The 18,842-nt window shown below is 63.5% G+C and carries 16 protein-coding genes; 4 read left to right on the forward strand and 12 right to left on the reverse strand.

The window, feature by feature from the left end:
- Nucleotides 1–307 precede the first annotated feature (307 nt).
- On the forward strand, nucleotides 308–829 hold the full coding sequence (infC, locus tag FYB92_RS05565; protein ID WP_003622245.1) for a translation initiation factor IF-3: 522 nt from the start codon (nucleotides 308–310) through the stop codon (nucleotides 827–829).
- Nucleotides 830–1,083: 254 nt separating this feature from the next.
- Here the strand turns inward: infC and FYB92_RS05570 are convergent, their stop codons facing one another.
- The 4 genes from FYB92_RS05570 to FYB92_RS05585 are packed head-to-tail and all read right to left on the reverse strand — an operon-like array spanning nucleotide 1,084 to nucleotide 4,512.
- The gene (locus FYB92_RS05570) at nucleotides 1,084–1,863 is read right to left on the reverse strand and encodes an SIMPL domain-containing protein (RefSeq protein WP_075595617.1); all 780 of its coding nucleotides are present in this window, start codon (nucleotides 1,861–1,863) and stop codon (nucleotides 1,084–1,086) included.
- A complete protein-coding gene (locus tag FYB92_RS05575; protein WP_040511129.1) occupies nucleotides 1,860–2,189 on the reverse strand; it encodes a hypothetical protein in 330 nt (109 codons plus the stop codon). Before FYB92_RS05575 ends, FYB92_RS05570 begins: the two co-directional genes overlap by 4 nt.
- Nucleotides 2,190–2,193: 4 nt before the next feature.
- Nucleotides 2,194–3,783: a HAMP domain-containing sensor histidine kinase gene (locus FYB92_RS05580; protein WP_003622248.1), complete on the reverse strand. Its 1,590-nt coding sequence runs from the start codon at nucleotides 3,781–3,783 to the stop codon at nucleotides 2,194–2,196.
- Nucleotides 3,784–3,831: 48 nt separating this feature from the next.
- The gene (locus tag FYB92_RS05585) at nucleotides 3,832–4,512 is read right to left on the reverse strand and encodes a response regulator transcription factor (protein ID WP_003622250.1); all 681 of its coding nucleotides are present in this window, start codon (nucleotides 4,510–4,512) and stop codon (nucleotides 3,832–3,834) included.
- Nucleotides 4,513–4,911: 399 nt separating this feature from the next.
- Between FYB92_RS05585 and FYB92_RS05590 the strand changes: the two genes are divergently transcribed.
- Nucleotides 4,912–5,286 (forward strand): hypothetical protein, encoded by a 375-nt coding sequence (locus FYB92_RS05590; RefSeq protein WP_332828331.1) that lies wholly within the window; start codon nucleotides 4,912–4,914, stop codon nucleotides 5,284–5,286.
- On the opposite strand, the gene FYB92_RS05595 is transcribed toward FYB92_RS05590, so the two are convergent.
- Complete coding sequence (locus tag FYB92_RS05595; RefSeq protein WP_159107965.1) at nucleotides 5,217–5,708, reverse strand: lipocalin-like domain-containing protein; 492 nt, start codon at nucleotides 5,706–5,708, stop codon at nucleotides 5,217–5,219. The two genes, FYB92_RS05590 and FYB92_RS05595, sit on opposite strands and share 70 nt — an antisense overlap.
- A 139-nt stretch (nucleotides 5,709–5,847) precedes the next feature.
- On the opposite strand from FYB92_RS05595, the gene FYB92_RS05600 reads away from it, so the two are divergent.
- Nucleotides 5,848–6,717 carry a LysR substrate-binding domain-containing protein gene (locus FYB92_RS05600; RefSeq protein ID WP_003622253.1) on the forward strand — a complete coding sequence of 290 codons (870 nt, stop codon included), beginning with the start codon at nucleotides 5,848–5,850 and terminating at the stop codon, nucleotides 6,715–6,717.
- Nucleotides 6,718–6,745: 28 nt separating this feature from the next.
- Here the strand turns inward: FYB92_RS05600 and FYB92_RS05605 are convergent, their stop codons facing one another.
- Nucleotides 6,746–7,942 carry a S1C family serine protease gene (locus FYB92_RS05605; RefSeq protein ID WP_081378603.1) on the reverse strand — a complete coding sequence of 399 codons (1,197 nt, stop codon included), beginning with the start codon at nucleotides 7,940–7,942 and terminating at the stop codon, nucleotides 6,746–6,748.
- Nucleotides 7,943–8,258: 316 nt separating this feature from the next.
- Complete coding sequence (gene hrpB / locus FYB92_RS05610; RefSeq protein ID WP_332828332.1) at nucleotides 8,259–10,841, reverse strand: ATP-dependent helicase HrpB; 2,583 nt, start codon at nucleotides 10,839–10,841, stop codon at nucleotides 8,259–8,261.
- Nucleotides 10,842–11,036: 195 nt separating this feature from the next.
- On the opposite strand from hrpB, the gene FYB92_RS05615 reads away from it, so the two are divergent.
- A complete protein-coding gene (locus FYB92_RS05615; RefSeq protein WP_332828333.1) occupies nucleotides 11,037–13,202 on the forward strand; it encodes a protein-disulfide reductase DsbD domain-containing protein in 2,166 nt (721 codons plus the stop codon).
- 759 nt (nucleotides 13,203–13,961) lie between these two features.
- Here FYB92_RS05615 and FYB92_RS05620 read toward each other — a convergent pair.
- From FYB92_RS05620 to FYB92_RS05640, 5 genes are all read right to left on the reverse strand, one after another.
- Nucleotides 13,962–14,870, reverse strand: a complete 909-nt coding sequence (locus FYB92_RS05620; RefSeq protein ID WP_332828334.1) for a hypothetical protein — start codon at nucleotides 14,868–14,870, stop codon at nucleotides 13,962–13,964.
- A 129-nt stretch (nucleotides 14,871–14,999) separates the two neighbouring features.
- Nucleotides 15,000–15,953, reverse strand: coding sequence for an Hsp33 family molecular chaperone HslO (locus FYB92_RS05625; RefSeq protein ID WP_003622266.1), 954 nt, complete (start codon nucleotides 15,951–15,953; stop codon nucleotides 15,000–15,002).
- Nucleotides 15,954–16,220: 267 nt separating this feature from the next.
- Complete coding sequence (locus FYB92_RS05630; RefSeq protein ID WP_332828335.1) at nucleotides 16,221–16,541, reverse strand: hypothetical protein; 321 nt, start codon at nucleotides 16,539–16,541, stop codon at nucleotides 16,221–16,223.
- 1 nt (nucleotide 16,542) lies between these two features.
- Nucleotides 16,543–17,532, reverse strand: coding sequence for an ornithine carbamoyltransferase (argF, locus tag FYB92_RS05635; RefSeq protein WP_003622272.1), 990 nt, complete (start codon nucleotides 17,530–17,532; stop codon nucleotides 16,543–16,545).
- On the reverse strand, nucleotides 17,529–18,731 hold the full coding sequence (locus FYB92_RS05640) for an aspartate aminotransferase family protein (protein ID WP_332828336.1): 1,203 nt from the start codon (nucleotides 18,729–18,731) through the stop codon (nucleotides 17,529–17,531). Before FYB92_RS05640 ends, argF begins: the two co-directional genes overlap by 4 nt.
- Between the last annotated feature and the right edge of the window lie 111 nt (nucleotides 18,732–18,842).

Raw genomic sequence — 18,842 nt, forward strand, 5'->3', positions numbered from 1 at the left:
TTTCCGGACAGGGCTTCATCCGAAATTTTTCATTCTGTTTCATGCGGCGATGACCTGAAATCGCCCATCGGTTGCGTCTGGCTGGGGGCTGCTTGCGGTGCATGCATGGCTGGCCCCGTCAGGGTTATTGCACACGGGACTTGATCTGGCCCTTGTGTTTGCGCCACATATTGCCACATCAGCAGCGTCCGCGTGATTTCGCGTCGTCATGTCGTCCGGGGTCGGGCGCGTTTCGGCGTGGGGCCGGTGGCCGCCGCGACGATATCTGAATGCACAGTCACAGGAGATGACCATAGCCAGACCCCCGATGCCCACTCCGCCGAACCGAGAGGGGCCCCGTGTCAATGAGGAGATACGCGTTCCGCAGGTCCGCCTGATCGATGCTGATGGCGAAATGCTGGGAATCATGCCGATGCGTGATGCCCTTGCGCGCGCCTATGCGTCTGGTCTCGACCTGCTGGAAATCAGCCCGAACGCCGAGCCGCCCGTCGCGAAAATTCTCGATTACGGGAAGTTCAAGTACGAGCAGCAGAAGAAGCGCAACGAAGCCCGCAAGAAGCAGAAAGTCATCGAAATCAAGGAAGTCAAGGTTCGTCCGAATATCGACGAAAATGACTACCAGGTGAAGATGCGGGCGATGAAATCCTTTATCGGCGAAGGCGACAAGGTCAAGGTCACGTTGCGTTTTCGTGGCCGCGAAATGGCGCATCAGGATCTGGGCATCAAGGTGCTGGAGCGCGTGCGCAGCGAAATGGATGAAATCGCGAAGGTCGAGCATATGCCCAAGCTCGAAAATCGCCAGATGATCATGGTGCTTGCCCCGCGTTGATACGCAGTGGCAACCGCCTGACCATATATCCGAAAGCCCGGGTCACATGATGTGGCCCGGGCTTTTTGATATGTGTGCCGCCCCGACGGGTTGGGAAACATAATGCACTGAAATCGTGAATGTTTCCTGGTCAGGGCTTTGGTTCAAAGGACTTCCGGGGGATGTCACCTTCTTGAACATAGGTGACATCCCCCATAGGTGACATCTCCGGGACAATTATTTCTATTGGCAGGGCCGTTTGGCGGATAACCGCATCATGGATGCAGGATAAAGGTCGCATCCGCCTGTGCGGTGACATCCTGATCTGCGACGGGGGCCTGTGGGGCGGACATGTCGGCACTGGCCGCGCGTGCGGCCATTACCATCATGGGCATCGGGTGGGGCATTTCCTGGTCATTCAGGTTGACCGACTCGATACGTGTGACCTTCAAGCCCAGCGCCGTCGCAGCCGCCTGCGCACGTTGTTGCAGTTCATGCAGCGCAAGCCCTTCCGCCTGTTGCAGCAGGGCAGTGCGATGCGGACGGGACAGGGACCAATCCAGCCGTGACAGGGCCAGATTATCCGACTGGATACGTCCCAGCAGCGGCAGCAGGATCTTGCCATCGGCTGCGGTGATGCGGATGCTCTGCCGGGCAATCCACAATGCCGGGTGGTTGTTACGGGTATCGGCCTCCTGATGGCGCACGGTATAGGATTCCGCACTGACCGTCAGGCCCGTCACGCCATGCGCGCTGGCCATTGCCTTTTCCACCTGCGTGTTGACCTGTCCCTGTGCCGCGGCGGCTGTGGGGGCGGAGGCTTCGGCGAAAAAGACGGCGGTCAGTTCATCGGGCGGCGCATGGACGGTGCCTGTGGCCGACAGCATCAGCTTGGTCATGGTGGTGTCAGCCGCCGTGGCGTCCCCATCGGCGGCATGGGCGTATGTGATACCGGCCATTGTGGCAGTCCCGACAAGGAGGGAGAGAAGAATCGGCGCGCCGCGCAGCATATGGCGGGCCGGACGGGCGCGTGTGCGCATCGGGGCGGGGATCATGAATGCGTGGTCTCCTTCAGTTCCACCAGCGCGCGACGCAGCCGGATGATGCCGGAACGTACCCGGCCCTCCCGGCACAGGTCCGCACCCTGCGTGCGCAGGTCGTCGATGTCATGTGGCAGGCCGGGGCCATAGGCGTCGATGATGCCGATCAGGCGGTTGCAGAATGCAGGGGTGTCGCTGGTGATGATAACCGGCCGGTCCACGTTGCCATGGGGGGCGGTGGCCTCGGTGACGGTATCCGCTGCCGCGACGGGCCACGAATGGCCACACAGGCACAGGCTCATCACAAGGAAGGCAGGGACCGTGACCGGTTGCATGTTCATGATGCTATAATACGCTACTGTTGGTGTCGTGCTGATGGGAGAATTGTGAAGTTCGCGTCATGTCTGGCATGTCCTCATCGAACGGATCATATCCATATTCCGCCAGGGCGGAGGACGCCACCGGCAGGTGCAGACGTACCGACAGGCCGGGATTATGTGTCGCAAGGTGGATATCCCCGCCATGCAACTGTACGATGGCACGTACCATGGCGAGCCCGAGGCCCGACCCCGGCGTGTTGCGTGCCTTTTCCGCGCGAAAGAAACGTTCGGTTGCGCGCGCCATGTCTTCGTCTGTCATGCCGATGCCTTCGTCACGTATTTCCACCGTCAGCATCGCCCCCCCGGCGGGGGTGACGGTGCGTCGTGCGACAAGGGGGGAAAGCCGTGCGGCAAGGTGTACGGTCGAATGTTCGGGCGAAAACTTGATGGCGTTGTCCAGCAGGTTCGCCACAGCCTGCTGGATCAGGGAACGGTCGCCATAAAAGGGCAGCACGTCATCCATGTCGAGTGCGAGGCGGATTCCATGATCCTCCGCCACCGCTTCGTACAGCTCTGCGACATCGAACAGGACGGGGCGCAGGTCGAACGTGGCAAAGGCGGAGCGACGCGCGCCAGTTTCAATCTGTGCGATCCGCAACAGGGCTTCGAACACGGCGGTGATGTTGTCGAGGTTGCCGACCGCGCGTTCGATCGCAGCCCGCAGTTCGTCGGCATCCTGCGCATGCAGGGCCGCGTCCTCCAACTGTGTGCGGGCGCGGGTGATGGGGGTGCGCAGGTCATGGGCGATGGAGTTGGAGACTTCGCGCACGCCATCCATCAGGCGTACGATCCGGTCAAGCATCTCATTGATGGCCTCGGCCACCTGGTCCATCTCGTCCCCATTGCCCACCAGCGGCATGCGGCGGTTCAGGTCGCCATGGGCGATGGCCGATGTCGTGCGTGCCACGGTCTTGACCATGCGGCGGAAGATGCGATGCACCAGCATCGCGCCGCTGACGGCAAGCAGCGTGACCATGATCCACGCCCACAGCAGGGAATCGGTCAGCAACCGCCGCAGGATGGAGCGTGCGCGCATGTCGCGCCCCACCAGCAGGCGATAGCCGCTGTCCAGTTGGCCCGCCGTATGGGTGAGTTCCGTGCCCGGCAGGCGATAGGCATGGATTTCGGCCAATCCCCGCAGGCCCGCGCGCGTATCGGGCAGGGAATACCACCGATCGGTGTACTGCACCTTTGCCGGCCAGGTGGAGACGTTGCCCGCAAGGTAATTCCCCTCCGGGTCGATCACCATATACACCGCGTCATCGTCGAGGTTCTGTTCCAGCCGGTCCTCGATCGTCAGGGCAAGGGTTGGCACCCCGCCCAGGACCCAGCGATCGACAAGGGCGCGGGCATCGGCATTGATCGCCGTTTCGACCTGACGTTCAAGGAAGCCGATCGTCCCCCACCAGATGAACAGCATGAACAGGATGGACGACAGCGCAAACAGCACCCCGTACGCCAGTGAAAAGCGCAGGCTGGCGGAACGCAGCGCACGCAGCCGTGGCCTGCGCGGCGCGCCTTCATGCAGGGGCAGGTCCTTCACGCGTTGGGCCATTGCGCGTTGTGCTGCCGTGTATGGTGCCGTCCTCTGCCGGTGGGGACGTCATTCCGCACGCAGCATGTATCCCGCATTGCGGATGGTATGGATCAGCGGCATGCCAAATGGCTTGTCCACCTTCTGTCGCAGGCGCGAGACATGGACGTCGATCACGTTGGTCTGCGGGTCGAAATGGTAATCCCACACCCCTTCGAGCAGCATGGTGCGCGTCACCACCTGTCCCGCATGGCGGGTCAGGTATTCCAGCAGCCGGAATTCACGTGGTTGCAGGTCGATCTTCTGCCCCGCACGGCGAACGGTGCGTGACAGCAGGTCGATTTCCAGATCCGCCACCACCAGCTTGGTCTGTGGCGCCTGTTCGGTGCGTCCGCGCCGTCCCAGCGCCTCTACCCGCGCCAGGAGTTCGCTGAAGGCAAAGGGCTTGGTCACGTAATCGTCGCCCCCTGCCTTCAGCCCCTGCACGCGGTCATCCACATCCGCCAGCGCGGACAGCAGCAGCACGGGGGTCGCGTTGTTCTGCGCGCGGATCGTCTCCAGCAGGCGCAGGCCGTCAATCCCGCCCGGCAGCATACGGTCAAGGATGATAAGGTCGAATTTCTCGCTCACCGCAAGGAACAGGCCGTCCTTGCCGTTATCGGTCAGTTCGGTCAGGTGTCCTGCCTCGCGCAGGCCCTTGGCCACGAAATTGCGAACCGTCGGATCGTCTTCCACCACAAGAATATGCACATTACCTCACTGATCGGCAGTTCGAATGTCATTCTACGCCCGTCGCGCGACAAGGCCAGAGCCGATGCGACGCGCGGACATTACCGATGTTACATGTGCAGTGGTGGCCATGGCGTTAAGGGGCGCGCCTGCCCTTTATCTGTTGCTGTCCTGTTTCTGTTCGTTCGGGGCGTTGGTGCATGGACCGTGGACAGGGAGGACCAGCACGCGTGTTGCTGACGTCGTTGCCAGATCAGCGCGGCCCGCAGGCGCCATTTGCCCATGGGGACACGTGACATGCCTTCATGGCCGATATGTGCATAAAAGGGGGCACCATGGTTTGGGGGCGAAGCATGATCTGCCCCCCGGGCACATGGTGCGCGCAGCCAGTGTGCGCCGGCCTCACCCACCGCGTGCCCGATGCTTTCGTCCCCTTCCGCTGTTGCGGCCACGGAGGAGCGCCAGTCCCGGTTGCCGCCATGGCCGACCCTGACGCTTCCGAAGACCTGTCCTGTGGCATCCCCTGAAACCAGAACGCAAGACATGGCGCACTGGCAGTGCGAACCGGAAATCCATCCCTGGATCATTGGGCTGCGTCACGAGATTGCACGATCGCCACAGCGCGATGTCCTGCGATTCGTCATCCGGTCGTGCCACTTCGATGCGGGCCTGCATGAGGTGTCTGCCCCAGATGCCACGGCGCAGGCCCGCATTTTCCCCTCGGCTCACTCCGGCAGGCGTTTCCATTCCGAAATCGCAATGGTCCTGTCCCCTGTGGCCGATGCAGGCACCTGATAGCTCAGCAGGGTGCCGTTCAGGGTGTAATCGCGCAACTGCCGCTGTCCCTCCCAGTTCGGGAAGACCGAGCGTTCGACATCAAACACGATGTGATGGGACGCGGGATCAAGCGTGACGGTGCCGTAATGCACGCTGTTGCGCAGCATGGCATCGCGGAATTCGGCCGGTGTACCGGTTGCCTTGGTGCCAGATGCAAACGGTGTTGCTGCCGGATGATAAATCTCGATCATGTAATGTCCGCTGGCGTCCACCATCATCCGCCCCTGCGGGGGATCGCCAAAACCGTGGACACGATGCCCATCCGGGTAAAGCGTATCCGCTTTGGTCAGGGTCCATGTGCCCATAAGAGGCGAGGCGGCCAGAGCCGCGCTGCCGGAGAACATGACCAGTACCGCCGGGAGGAATACGGATTTTATCATGGTCTGGAATGCCTTCATAAATGATGTCGCATGATGGTCCCGGTTGTTCGCGCCTTGACCGTAATGATCCCTAGGGCCTAGCGATGGTTTTGAATAACGACTTGTTCTGAAGTTTCAGTTCAGGAAAACGAAAGTGTCCATGCCCACGCATTTTGACCTCGACTGCCTGCGCAGCTTTGTCGCGGCGCAGGAATATGGCGGTTTCAACCGTGCAGCCGAACTCCTGAACCGCTCGCAATCCGCCGTCAGCCAGCAACTGCGTAAGCTTGAATGCCAGGTCGGGCAGCCACTGGTGCGGCGTCATGGGCGTCGGCTTGTGCTGACACCGGCGGGGGAGACATTGTTTGCCTATGCCCGTCGCCTGCTGGCGTTGAATGACGAGGCCATGGCCGCATTGCGTGGGCACGCGCTGGCGGGGCAGGCGCGGCTGGGCGTGGTTGGGGATTTTGCCGAGACATGGCTTCCCGAAACTCTGGCGCTGTTCCGGCGCGCATATCCGCAGGTTCTGCTTGAGGCAAGCGTCGATCGGGCCAGCGCCCTGCTCGATGCGCTGGATCGTGGCGTGCTGGATCTTGTGCTGACCTTTGGGGGGGATGGCCGTGCGGATGCCCTACCCTGGCGCACGTTGCCACAGCGTTGGATCGGGGGGGACGGCCTGTGTTTCAAAAGGATGGAGATGGTTGACCTGGTGGTCCTGCCGGCCCCATGCCGTTTCCGGCAGGGGGCGATTGATCGGCTGGAGGCGGCTGGCATTCCCTGGCGGATCGTCTTTACCGGGCGCAGTGTCGCGGCCCTATGGGCGGCCGTGCGGGCCGGGCTGGGGGTAAGCTTTCGCATGGTGGGGGAATTGCCGCCGGGCATATCGGTCATGGATGATCCCCCCGGCGTGCCGCGCGCGCCAGATGTCAGGGTCAGCATTCATGACGGCGGCAGGCCGGCATCCGATCCGCTGGTGCAGCTCAAGCAGATGCTTGAAACCCCTCCCGCCCTCATTCCCGCGGTGGGATAGGCGGGGATAGCCCGAACCGTCCCGCGCATCAGTCATCCGTGTCGTCGGGGCGGAAACCGACATTGGCCGGGATGCTCAATGTTTCATGGCGGCGGCGGATATGCAGCATGACGGTAGAGGCCGGGCGCTTTGCCGCGACGGAACGGATCAGCATGCGTGAACTGTCGATGGGTTCATCATTTACGGCGGTGATGTAATCGCCGATATGAAGCCCCGCCTTCATCGCCGGGCCACCATGGTCGATGCCCACGATTTCCACCCCCGTCACATGGGTGTCGCCCCCATCGGTCAGTGTCACGCCAAGCCAGCCGCGATCAATATGCCCGTTGCGACGCAGTTCCTCGACGATCGGGGCGACGATTTCCGACGGGATGCCAAAACCAATCCCCACCGACCCGCCCGTGGGGGAGACGATGGCCGTATTCAGCGCGACCACCTGTCCGCTCAGGTTAAAGGACGGGCCGCCGGAATTGCCGGGATTGATCGGGGCGTCAAGCTGAAGGAAATCATCGAACGGACTGGTGCCGATATCGCGTCCCCGGGCGGAAACGATGCCCGCCGTCACCGACGAGCCCAGCCCGAACGGGTTGCCCGCCGCCATGATCCAGTCACCGATATTGACCAGCCTGCTATCGCCCCACCGGACGAAGGGCAGGGGATGTGGTGGCTGGACCTTGATGACGGCGATGTCCGTCAGGTCGTCACTGCCGATCAGGTGGGCGGGCAGTTCGGTCCCGTTGGCGAGTGAGACGGTAATATGGTCGGCATCGCCCACGACATGCGTGTTGGTGACAATGACCCCGTCCGGGTCGATCACGAATCCCGATCCCGCGCCCAGCATCTCCTCCCCGTGGGAGCGCATGCGTTCGCGGAATTTATGCTCGAACGGGGTGCCGCGCACACTTGGCAGTACGCGTTGCCCGTTGCGCTGGCCATGCACGTCCTGCGTCACGGCGATATTGACGACCGCCGGGCCCACCAGCCGCACCAGTGGCGCGAACGTCAGGGGACCGGACGAGACCACCGGGGGCATGGCCGGGGCGAATGGCGATGCGGTGGGTGATGCGCCAGACGATGTGGTGCCAGACGATGTGGTGCCAGGCGATGTGGCAGCAGGCGGCGTGGCCACGCCTGCCTGTGCCCACGCGCCACCAGGGCAGGGCGGCAGGGCATAGGCCAGCGTCAGCGGCATGATGGCATACAGGCGGGAAAGACGGCGGGCCATGTGCATCCGTAAGGGGTCGAAAAGAGCACAATTGCTCATGTCGCTGTGATGATAGGCGAAAAAAAAGGCAATGCCATGATGTGTGGCGACGCGGTGACAAATCATTGTCCACTGAGGCGTTCATGTCACGTTCCCTCCCCCTGTGGTGCTCCCCCTGTCACGTTCCCAGTATTACGTTCCCAGTGTCAGGCTCCCCATGTCCGGGCTTCCCGTATCGCCCTGTCCCTTTGTCCTGATGATGCGTTTCCTGCTTACGCGCCCTTCGTACGTATTTGTCGCGCATGTTTTTGCGGCATGTTCCTGACACACGCCCGCCTCATGCGCCGCGTCGCGCCGGGCGTTGCGATGGCTGTGCGTGTGCCGGGTCCTCAGGCCAGTCATGGCGGGGATAGCGCCCGCGCATGTCACGGCGCATGTCCGCCCATGATCCGGCCCAGAACCCGGCAAGGTCGGCGGTGATCGCCTGTGGCCGCCCGGCAGGGGACAGCAGCGCGATCCGCAGCCCGATACGACCATCCGCCAGCTTCGGCGTCTCGCACAGGCCATAGAAGGTCTGTGCCCGCGCGGAAGCGAGTGGTACGGGCTGGAGGTAATCAATCCCCACCCGTCCCCCGGGCAGGTCAAGCGCAGGCGGCAGCGTCCGGTCCAGCCAGCGCAGGGCGTCGTGCGCAATCATCGCGCGCAGCACCGCCATCAGGTCAAGGGCGCGGATTTCGCTCATCCGTGACATGCCGCCCACCCATGCGCCAAGCCACGCGCCTACGTCCGCCGCAAGGGCAGGGTCGGAAATGTCGGGCAGGTCGCTGCGCCCCAGTTCCCCGCGCGCCAGGGCGACACGCGCCTGTAACTGCCGGCATGCGTCGGTCCATTCAAACGCGGCGGCCAGGTTCTGTCCAACCTGACGCAGCAGCAGGTCTGCCACCTCCGCCGCGTCTGCCGTGACCGTTCGGTCGCGCAACACCAATGCCCCCAGCCGCAGCCTGCGTCGTGCCATGACACCGCCGGTGGCCGGGTCAATGGTGGTTTCCACCTGTTCATGCGCACGTGCAAGGACGCTGTCGGGCAGGTTATCGGGGTCGAGTGGCGCCGCAAGGCGGATTTCGCATGCGGTGCGCACATGCAGTCCCGCCACCGCCAGCAGGGGCAGGGTGGCAAGGGTGTCTGTCTTGCCCATACGCGCGCTGCCCCCGCCCGACAGGCGGAAGGAGCCGATATCCCCGCGTCGTTGGGCGATACGGTCGGGAAAGGCCGCCGCAAGCAGCGCCGCGCAGTCTCCCCGTGCTTCCACGTCGCGTCCGATTCCCATGCGGCGGCGATATTGTCGCGCGGCCTGGCGGATGCGTGACAGGGCGCCACGGTCGGCGGCGGGATGTTCGCCCCCGGCGATCAGGTCAAGGCGCAGGCGGATATCGGCGGGCGGGATGGTGGTACCGCCCGGCCCCCGGCCCGACGGGCGTGGGCGCAGCGGGTCGCGTTCCTCCAGCAGGGCCGCAAGGTCAGCAGCCAGTGCGGCTTCATCCGGTGTCCGCGCGGCCAGCATCATCGCAGCAAGGCGCGGATGCGCGCCCAGTTGCGCCATCTGCACACCCGCCTGCGTAATCTGCCCATCCGCCGACAGCGCGCCGAGCGCTTCAAGCAGGCCGCGCGCGGCCTCGAACGCGCCGTTGGGGGGCGTATCGGCAAAGGGCAGCGCAGCGGGCATGGTGCCCATCGCCGCCTGCCATGCCGCCGTATCCAGCCGCAGGCCCGTCAGTTCGGCCTCCATGATCTCGGGCCGGTCATGGGGGGGCATGGCGCGGGTGGTCGTCTCGCTCCACAGGCGGATCGCGATTCCGGGGGCTTCGCGTCCCGCGCGACCGGCGCGCTGTGTCGCAGCCGCGCGGGAGATGCGCGCCGTCTCCAGCTTCGTCAGGCCCGTGCCGACATCAAGGCGTGGCGTGCGGCGGAATCCACCATCAATGACGATGCGCACCCCCGGCACCGTCAGAGATGTTTCCGCGATGGAGGTGGACAGGATGACCCGGCGCGCCCGCCCGCCTTCGGCGGACAGGACGTAATCCTGCTCCGCAGGCGGCAGTTCGCCATATAACGGCAGGATTTCCACCCCCGCCTGCGCACCGGACGTGCTCAGGGCGGCCTGTGTGCGACGGATCTCGCCCACGCCGGGCAGGAAGGCGAGGATATTGCCTTCTTCCTCCGCCAGTGCGGCGCGGATGGCGCGCGCCATGGCATCGGGCAGGTCGCGTTGGTGGGGAATGTCGTGGCGGGCGTGGCGGATATCGACGGGAAACATCCGCCCCGCGCTGTCGATGACGGGTGCGTCCATCCGTTGTGACAGGGTTGCGGCGTCGGTCGTGGCCGACATCGCCACCAGCCGCAGGTCAGGCCGCAGTTCACGTTGCAGGTCAAGGCAGAAGGCAAGGGCCGCATCCGCATCGACGGAGCGTTCATGGATTTCATCAAAGATAACGCACGCCACCCCATCGAGCGTCGGGTCCGACAGCAGGCGGCGCACCAGCAATCCTTCTGTCACGACCTCGATTCGTGTGGCGGCGGAGGCGGCGCCATCCAGCCGCGTGCGATATCCGACCAGACCGCCGGGTTCCTCCCCCACCAGGGTGGCCATCCGCCGTGCGGCGGCGCGCGCGGCCAGGCGGCGGGGTTCAAGCATCACGATACGCCGATCCCCGCGCCATGGGGCCGCAAGCAGTGCCAGCGGCACCAGCGTCGTCTTGCCCGCGCCGGGCGGGGCCACCAGCACCGCGTTCGCCCCGTCATGCAACGCGGCACGCAGGCGGGGCAGCGCCTCCGCCACGGGCAGGCCCTCCGCGGCAGAAGGGCCGGACGCGAACAGGCCGGCAGGGAAAAGCGGGTGCTGGGGGGAGGGATCGGACGTCATGGCATGCTTTATGGCGCGCGTACGCCCTGTGCGGCAATGACCAGGCGTTATGGCAGGCGTTATGATGACCCGGTGCCGGGATGACAGGGTTTTCGGGCAGGTGGGTGGAGACAGGATTATCATCCTCATTATAATTCGCACGGTCTATGATGATCGCGCCTGTCCCGTGGTCCCCACGTGGCGCGCCCCCGATTTATGCTGACGGAGTATCCCTGCTTGGCAATCCTGCGCTTACCGTTCGTCTTGTTCCTGTCCGCCCTGTGCGTCATGACAGGTCTTGTTCCTGTCCTGCTTCCCGCCCTGTCGTGTCCCGCGCATGCGGCGCAAAGCACATCGGTATCTGGCCCGCATGGCACGGCGACGCTGTTGAGCGACAGCGACAGCTTCATGCCGGGACAGGACATGCATTTCGGCCTGCGCCTGCAACTCGCCCCCGGATGGCACACCTACTGGCTCAATCCCGGTGACGCGGGGGAGGCGGTGACGCTGGCGGTGCATGCCTCGGGCGGTGCGGTGGGAGAGGGGGGGCCAATTGAATGGCCCGTTCCGCAACGGCTGCGTGACGGGCCGCTGATGTCCTATGCCTATACCGGTGATGTCGTGCTGCCGGTGCGCCTGCAACCGCAGGAGGTGAAAGAGGGCACGGACATGGTGGTGGAGGCCACGGCCGACTGGCTGGTCTGCGCCACGGTGTGCGTGCCCGAACATGCGCAGTTTACAATGACCCTGCCACGTGCGCCGCTTTATCCCTCGCCCCAGGCGCCGCTATTTGCGCGTGCCGCGGCGCAGCGTCCCGTGGCGTCGCCCTTTGCTGCGGCGATCGCACCCGATGGCACGCTTTCGCTGTCGGGGGAGGGGCTGTCGCCTGCGATGGTGCGTGATGCGTGGTTTATGCCCGAACAGCCGGGGCAGATCGACCATGACGCACCGCAGGTACTGCATGTGCGTGATGGCCTGCTGCAACTGGGGCTGAAGGTGACGGACGGGTTCCATCGTGATGCGGCATTGCCGGGCATCGTGGTGATCCGCGACGTATCGGGACGGGAACAGGCATTGGCGGTTACGGCGCATCCGGGCGGTCCGTCCCTGATGGTGGGGACGGCGCATGGGGGACGTGTTGTCTGGCTGGCGCGCCTGCTGGCGCTGGCGTTTGCGGGGGGCATGATCCTGAATCTGATGCCTTGTGTCTTTCCGGTGCTGGCGATGAAGATCCTGTCGCTTGAACGCATGGCGCAGGGGGAACGGCGCGCGGCGCTGGTCGGGGCGGCGCTGTATGCGGCGGGGATTGTCGTGGCCTTTGTCGTGCTCGGTGCGCTGATCGTGGGGCTGCGCATGGCCGGGGATTCGGTGGGATGGGGTTTCCAGTTTCAGTCAGTCACGTTCGTCATGCTGATGTGCTGGCTGCTGTTCGCCATTTCGCTCAACCTGTTGGGGGTCTTTTCCTTTGGCACCGGGATTGCGGCCCTTGGTGGCGCGGGACGGCTGTCGGGACATATGGGCGATGTCCTGACCGGGGTATTGGCGGTTGTGGTGGCGACGCCATGCACGGCCCCATTCATGGGGGCGGCCATCGCGGGTGCGTTGTCGGCGTCGCCGGTAGCGGGGATTGCGATCTTTGTCGCCATGGGGCTGGGCCTTGCCGCACCGTACCTGCTGCTTGCGACGGTGCCGGGGTTGGTGCGGCGGCTGCCGCGACCGGGGGCATGGATGGAAATCGTGCGTCAGGCGCTGGCCTTTCCCATGCTGGCGACATGCGTCTGGCTGGCATGGGTTGCAACGTTGCAGGGCGGGCAGGTTGCGGTGCCTCTGCTGGCGGGGGGAATGGTACTTGTCGCATTCGCGGCCTGGCTTGTGCGGCAGGCACAGGACATGGTGATGGCCGGTCGGGGGGGGCGTGATGGTATGGTCCTGTTCTGCCGGGGGGGGGCGCTGCTTGCCGTGGCGCTTGCGGTTGGGGGCGTCACGATGGTGCCCCCCGCGCTTGCGCCGCAGGGCGGCGGGAGCGGCGCCGCACATCCCGCCGATGGGGTCGAAGCTTTTTCACAGGCGCGGCTGGATGCGTTGCGTGCGCAGGGACGTCCCGTCTTTATCGACATGACGGCGGCATGGTGCATTTCGTGCCTGGTGAATGAACGTGTTGCCCTGTCACCGCAGCGGGTGCGCGATGCCTTTGCCCGGCAGGGGGTGGTGTACATGAAGGGCGACTGGACCGGGCGTGATGCGGCAATCAGTGCGTTCCTGCACGATCATGGGCGTGATGGCGTGCCGCTATATGTCTATTATCCCGCGCATGGGGATGGTGTCGTCCTGCCGCAGGTCCTGACGCCGGGATTGGTGCTGCATACGATCGGCGCGCAATGAAAAACGGGCGGGAAGAAGACCTTCCCGCCCATCGTCGAGACGCCAGTGCCTGAAGACATCGCGGGCAATATCGCGCAGTCATCAGGACGTCGTGGCGAGGCATGTTTTGCAAAACGTCATGCGTATTGGGGAAAATCCGCATCTATCTTGAGAGATTGTTGGGAAGCAAATCATTGATAGAAAACAAGAAAAGTTTTTGGGTGCCGCCTTTTTTCAAAAAGGCGGCGTCTTCTGAAGCTTTTTGGAAAAAGCTTCACCAAAAACCTTTATGATTTCAGTATGTTATCAAGTCTGACGCAAAAAGCGGTTTGAGTAGTTTTGGCAGAAAATAAAGATTCGTTGGGATCAAATCTCATGAGGCTGGAGGCAAATATCCCCAACCTCATGACCATAAATTGCGAGTGAGAAACCAAAACAACCTATCCGGCCTTCACCGTGAATGGCGGTATATATTAATAATGTTGAGTAAATAAATTTATTTACAGCCACATCATAAGATTTTTTTTCAAAAATAACCCGTTTTCAAGAAATAAAAAACTTTCCGTCTGTTGTATTGTTATTTAAGTATACGGTGTATTTGCGAATAATTCACAGTTAAAATCGCCCATTGAGCCGGGTCTATCAATGCTTTTCTTATCAATGTCTGCTTTCAGGTCATCTGTGCAATGCACAGGAATTGGGGCGTCGCCTTTTTCATGTTGGTGACGCCCTTTGAAACATTGCTGGGGCCGTAGGTCAGCCCGGAGCCGTGATTACGGCTCAATTACCGCTGCTGCCTGCGGGCAGGGTCAGGTACCCGGGTTTCGGGGAAAGCTGGCGCGCAGGTTTCGTGGTGGTGGCTGTGTCGGATGAATATCCGTCGGGGAAGATCGCATCCGGCCCTTCGCTTGCGGCGGCCGGGGGGGCGGATGTGGTGGCCGCCGGTGTCGTGGCGGCAGGTGTCGTGGTCACGGTTGGGATGGATGTGTTCGATGTCGTGTTGGGCATCGGCATGGTGACGGTCTGTGTTGCGACGGGGGCGGATGCACCATCCAGCGACTGTTCCGACACCGCGCCCGTGACCGGGGCAGTTGTCAGCCAGTTGCCAAGGTTATTGCGGATCTGCGTTTCCAGTTCCCGGTTCATGTCCTGCATCATCTGGTTGACCAGATCATACAGGTTGGACGCCGTATCGGTATTGCCGTCCTTGCGCGTTCCCGGGTCAAAGGAACGTGTGACCTGCGCCACGGCATATCCCCTGCGCTGACCATCGGCGGATACGACGTCAAGGTGGACGTTCATCTGTCCGTCAAGGATACCACCCGGTTCATGCAGGATGGAGGCACGGTCGATGGTGAACACGCCATGTCCGCCGGTGCCCGATGCGATCAGGCGGTCATGCGCCATCTGCTTGAGCGCCTGATCCGGCGGTGTGGGCGCGCGACCCGACAGGTCGCCGGGCACCATTCCGGGCTGTCCCCGGTCCACCACGGAAATGCTGGCGACATTCAGCGGCAGCGGCGCAAGGCTGCTGTAGCTGAGTGGCGTGAAGGTCATGGTGGGCTGCTGCTGGTCGCTATGGCATGCGCCAAGCATGACAAGCGGCAGGCCCAGCGCCATCAGGCGCAGCATGCGCGCGGGCCGGGTGATGCGGGACATGCGGGGGAGGGACAGGCAGTGCGGATGCATGAACGGATTTCCCGGAAAAGCTCTGGCGCCCCGGTCCATGTCCGGATGCGCGACTGGTCATGTTGAAACGTCATCTACCATGCCACATTCCGCCATCCGCGCGACAGCGAAGTGCGGCGCGACCCGTGCCTATGCGGCGTCGCGCCCGACTTCTTCGCGCTGGAAGTGGAAGGCATGGTTGCAAAAGGAGCAGTTCATGGTGATCGTCCCGTCTTCGGCCATGTGATCAAGGTCGTCGGTCGGGAAGGTTTCGAGGATACCCGCAAGCCGTGCGCGGCTGCACCGGCAACCGAACGCCAGGGCGCGGGGGTGGCCGATGCACGGGTCTTCGCTGTGGAACAGGCGATAAAGCAGCGTCTCCGACGACAGGCTGTCGTTCAGGATTTCCGCCTCCGTCAGGGTGGAGGCCAGCGTCGTCGCTGTCTCCCACGCATCGTCGCCATCTTCGGGGGCATCGTCGGAGGTATGCCCCCCTTCCGTCGCGATGCGTTCAAGGATCAGTGCGCCCGCACGCCATCCCGCATCCCCCTTGTGACAGTAAAGGCGCACCCAGCAGGCATGCTGTTCGCTGGTGGTGAAGTAGTGCGCTGCCATGTCCGACAGGCTCTCTCCCCTGATTTCCACGATGCCCTGATGGATGTCGGTATCCGGCCCCTGATCCACGCTGAAGGCAAGATAGCCGCCCCCCAGCAGTTGCGCCGCCGTGGGATGGGGATGATCGCGCAGCAGGGCCGCGACTTTTTCATCGTCGGACCTGACATGGAAACGCAATGCACCCGCATCGGTGCAGTCCGCCACCAGCAGCGAGATCGGTCCGTCACCTTTCGCCTGAAGTGAAAACGATCCCCTGAATTTCAGTGCTGAGGCCAGACCCGCCACCAGGGCCAGTGCCTCGCCCGCCAGACGCAGAACCACGTCGGGGTTGTCATGGCGCGTCAGCAGCGTGTCCGTCAGTACGCCCGGTCGCACAAGGCGGCCACGTACCGGACGGCTGGCAAGGTAGAAGGGCACAACCCCCTGTTCCACCACCAGGTTGGGGGTGTCGGGACGGTTGGTGTCAAGGAAGGCAGGTGTATCAATCATATGACGTCAGATCTCGGCAGGCATGACAGGAAGGGCGCATGGCGGGAAAGCGCACGATCGGAAAGCATGAAGGCAGGAACATAGGACCAGAGGCATATGACCAGAGGCATGGCGATCACGACGCAATGTGACCGTCATGCACGCAGCCCCGGCAGGCATGGCGTCATGGGTGCCGGGTGCTGATGGGGACACGGGATGGTGCCCCTTATCCCCGTATGCAGCCCCCTGCATATACCCCCCTGCATACATCCTTGTGCGCACCGTGCATCACAGGTTGGCGGTAATGTCCGCCTCCAGCGCCTCAAGGCGCTGGGTCAGGACCTGCGTTGTCGCGGTATCAAGCAGCTTGCCCTGCGTCACCTGATCGAGCAGCGCCAGACGGCAGGTGTCATGTTCCGCATCGAGATCCTGCCCGCGTCCCGCCCCGGCAAGGCAGTCGAGGTAGGAATCGCGCAGGGCGTCAAGTTGCGGCCCCGCGCCCGGCAGGGCCGCGAAAATGTCATTGACACTTTTTTCCACCCAGCCGGGAACGCTGGCGGTATCTTCGGTCGTGCTGGGCAGGGTGGGCTGTTGCGCGGGGCCGGTCATGTCAGGGCGTTTCCTTTCCAAAGCTCTGCCAGTCATCGCCACACAGGGCCCAGACCAGCAGGCCTTTTTGTGCGTGCAGGCGGTTTTCCGCTTCGTCGAAGACCACGGAATTGGGGCCGTCGAAGACGTCAGCGGTAACTTCCTCGCCTATATGGGCAGGCAGGCAGTGCAGGAAAAGGGCATCGGGGGCCGCGCGTGCCATCAGTGCGGCATCCACGCGATAGGGTTCGAACGCATGCGCCCGCTGTTCCGATGCATTGTCGGACATGCTGACCCATGTATCGGTAATGACCGCATCCGCCCCGGCCACCGCCGTCATGGCATCCGTGCCCACCGTGATGTCCGCACCCTGTGCACGTGCCCATTCCACCGCGCGCGTGCAGGGCAGGTGCGTCGGCGGCGTGGCAAGGCGCAGGCGAAAGCCGAACAGGGCTGCGGCCTCGATGAAGGAAGTGGCGACATTGTTGCCATCCCCCACCCATGCCAGCGTCCGTCCCGTGATCGGACCACGATGTTCCTCGAACGTCATGATGTCGGCCAGGATCTGCACCGGATGGGAATCCGGTGTCAGGCCGTTGATGACGGGCACGCTGCTCCATTTCGCAAGTTCGCGCAGGTTTTGCGTCCGGCCCGTACGCAGGACCAGCGCATCGACAAAACGTGACAGCACGCGCGCCGTGTCGGCGATGCTTTCCCCGCGGCCCAGTTGCATGTCACCGGGCGACAGCAGGATCACATCACCGCCAAGCTGGCGCATCCCGACTTCGAACGAGACGCGCGTGCGGGTGGAGGGCTTGGACAGCATAAGCCCCAGCATCCGCCCATGCAGCGGCAGGCGTGGGTGCAGCGGGCGCGCCCGCCCATGCTGCATGCGCTTGATACCCGCCGCCACGTCAAGGATCGCGCGAAGGGTGGCCGCATCGAGGTCACGCAGGTCGAGGAAATGGCGCGGCTGTGCCCGGTTCGGTGCGTTGGTGGACAGCGCGTTCATGCCACGTCCTCCGTCTGGGCGGCCATGTGGGCGCGTGCGCGCACCGCCGCGCGGGCCAGCATGTCGCCTGCTATGCGGCATTCCTCCCCGGTAATCGTAAGGGGCGGAACAAGGCGCAGGACATTGCCCCCCGCCGTGACGCTGAGCAGACCTTCATGCATTGCCGCGTCCTGTACCACGCCCACTGGGGCCACGCAGTGCAGGCCGATCATCAGGCCAAGGCCGCGATGGCTGGCGAAAATGTCGGGATATTGCGCGACAAGGGTGTCGAATTCCTTCGACAGCATTTTCCCACGCGCATTCACCTGATCAAGGAAACCAGGGGCGAGGATGACATCAAGGACCGCGTTCGCCGCGGCACATGCCAGCGGATTGCCGCCGAATGTCGTGCCATGGCTGCCGGCTGTCAGGTGGCGGGCGACGTCTTCCACCGCCAGGATCGCCCCCATGGGGAAGCCGCCGGCAATCCCCTTGGCCGTGGACATGACGTCTGGCGTGATGCCCGACCATTCATGCGCGAACAGCTTGCCCGTTCGGCCCATGCCGCACTGCACCTCATCCATGCCAAGGAACAGGCCGTATTCGTCACATGCGGTGCGCAGTTCCCGCAAAAAGCGTGGATCGGCGGGGTTGACGCCGCTTTCGCCCTGTATGGGTTCGATCATGATGCCTGCCGTTTCGGCCGTGATGGCGGCGCGTACGGCGTTCATGTTGTTCATCGGCACATGGTCGAAACCGTCCACCACTGGCCCGAACCCGTCGAGGTATTTCGCATTGCCCGTCGCCGCCAGCGTCGCAAGCGTGCGGCCGTGGAACGCGCCGTTAAAACAGATGATGCGCACGCGCTCGGGATGGCCGCTCTTGGCCTGTGCGCGGCGGATCATCTTGATCATGCCTTCGTTTGCTTCGGCGCCGGAATTGCAGAAAAAGGCGCTGTCGGCAAAGCTGGCCGCGACGAGTCGCTCGGCCAGCCTTTCGGCCTGCGGGATGCGGTACAGGTTGGAGACGTGCATCACCCGTGCCGCCTGCTGTGCGATGGCGGCGACAAGGTGGGGGTTGTTATGCCCCAGCGAGGAGGTTGCGATCCCCGCCCCGAAATCCAAGAATCGTCGTCCGTCCGCCGCGTACAGCCAGGCGCCTTCGCCCCGCTCGAAAGCGAGGTCGGCGCGATTGTATGTCGGCATCAGGGCGGGAATCATGGAATTGCCTTGTGGTTTTCTGTTGCTTGGATTGAAAAATCATTTGCGAAAAACGTGAAAAGCCCACGCCGCCAGGGGTGGGCCTTTGCCGCGTTCATGCTTTCCGTGGGC

The sequence above is a fragment of the Novacetimonas sp. GS1 genome (genome assembly GCF_036686925.1).
GTDB classification, from domain to species: domain Bacteria; phylum Pseudomonadota; class Alphaproteobacteria; order Acetobacterales; family Acetobacteraceae; genus Novacetimonas; species Novacetimonas hansenii.

Bases quoted from the DNA above. Each gene is read 5' to 3' on its own strand.
- infC (WP_003622245.1), top strand. From the start codon at position 308: ATGCCCACTCCGCCGAACCGAGAGGGGCCCCGTGTCAATGAGGAGATA.
- FYB92_RS05570 (WP_075595617.1), bottom strand. From the start codon at position 1,863: ATGATCCCCGCCCCGATGCGCACACGCGCCCGTCCGGCCCGCCATATG.
- FYB92_RS05575 (WP_040511129.1), bottom strand. From the start codon at position 2,189: ATGAACATGCAACCGGTCACGGTCCCTGCCTTCCTTGTGATGAGCCTG.
- FYB92_RS05580 (WP_003622248.1), bottom strand. From the start codon at position 3,783: ATGGCCCAACGCGTGAAGGACCTGCCCCTGCATGAAGGCGCGCCGCGC.
- FYB92_RS05590 (WP_332828331.1), top strand. From the start codon at position 4,912: ATGCTTTCGTCCCCTTCCGCTGTTGCGGCCACGGAGGAGCGCCAGTCC.
- FYB92_RS05595 (WP_159107965.1), bottom strand. From the start codon at position 5,708: ATGATAAAATCCGTATTCCTCCCGGCGGTACTGGTCATGTTCTCCGGC.
- FYB92_RS05600 (WP_003622253.1), top strand. From the start codon at position 5,848: ATGCCCACGCATTTTGACCTCGACTGCCTGCGCAGCTTTGTCGCGGCG.
- FYB92_RS05605 (WP_081378603.1), bottom strand. From the start codon at position 7,942: ATGGCCCGCCGTCTTTCCCGCCTGTATGCCATCATGCCGCTGACGCTG.
- hrpB (WP_332828332.1), bottom strand. From the start codon at position 10,841: ATGACGTCCGATCCCTCCCCCCAGCACCCGCTTTTCCCTGCCGGCCTG.
- FYB92_RS05615 (WP_332828333.1), top strand. From the start codon at position 11,037: ATGCTGACGGAGTATCCCTGCTTGGCAATCCTGCGCTTACCGTTCGTC.
- FYB92_RS05620 (WP_332828334.1), bottom strand. From the start codon at position 14,870: ATGCATCCGCACTGCCTGTCCCTCCCCCGCATGTCCCGCATCACCCGG.
- FYB92_RS05625 (WP_003622266.1), bottom strand. From the start codon at position 15,953: ATGATTGATACACCTGCCTTCCTTGACACCAACCGTCCCGACACCCCC.
- FYB92_RS05630 (WP_332828335.1), bottom strand. From the start codon at position 16,541: ATGACCGGCCCCGCGCAACAGCCCACCCTGCCCAGCACGACCGAAGAT.
- argF (WP_003622272.1), bottom strand. From the start codon at position 17,532: ATGAACGCGCTGTCCACCAACGCACCGAACCGGGCACAGCCGCGCCAT.
- FYB92_RS05640 (WP_332828336.1), bottom strand. From the start codon at position 18,731: ATGATTCCCGCCCTGATGCCGACATACAATCGCGCCGACCTCGCTTTC.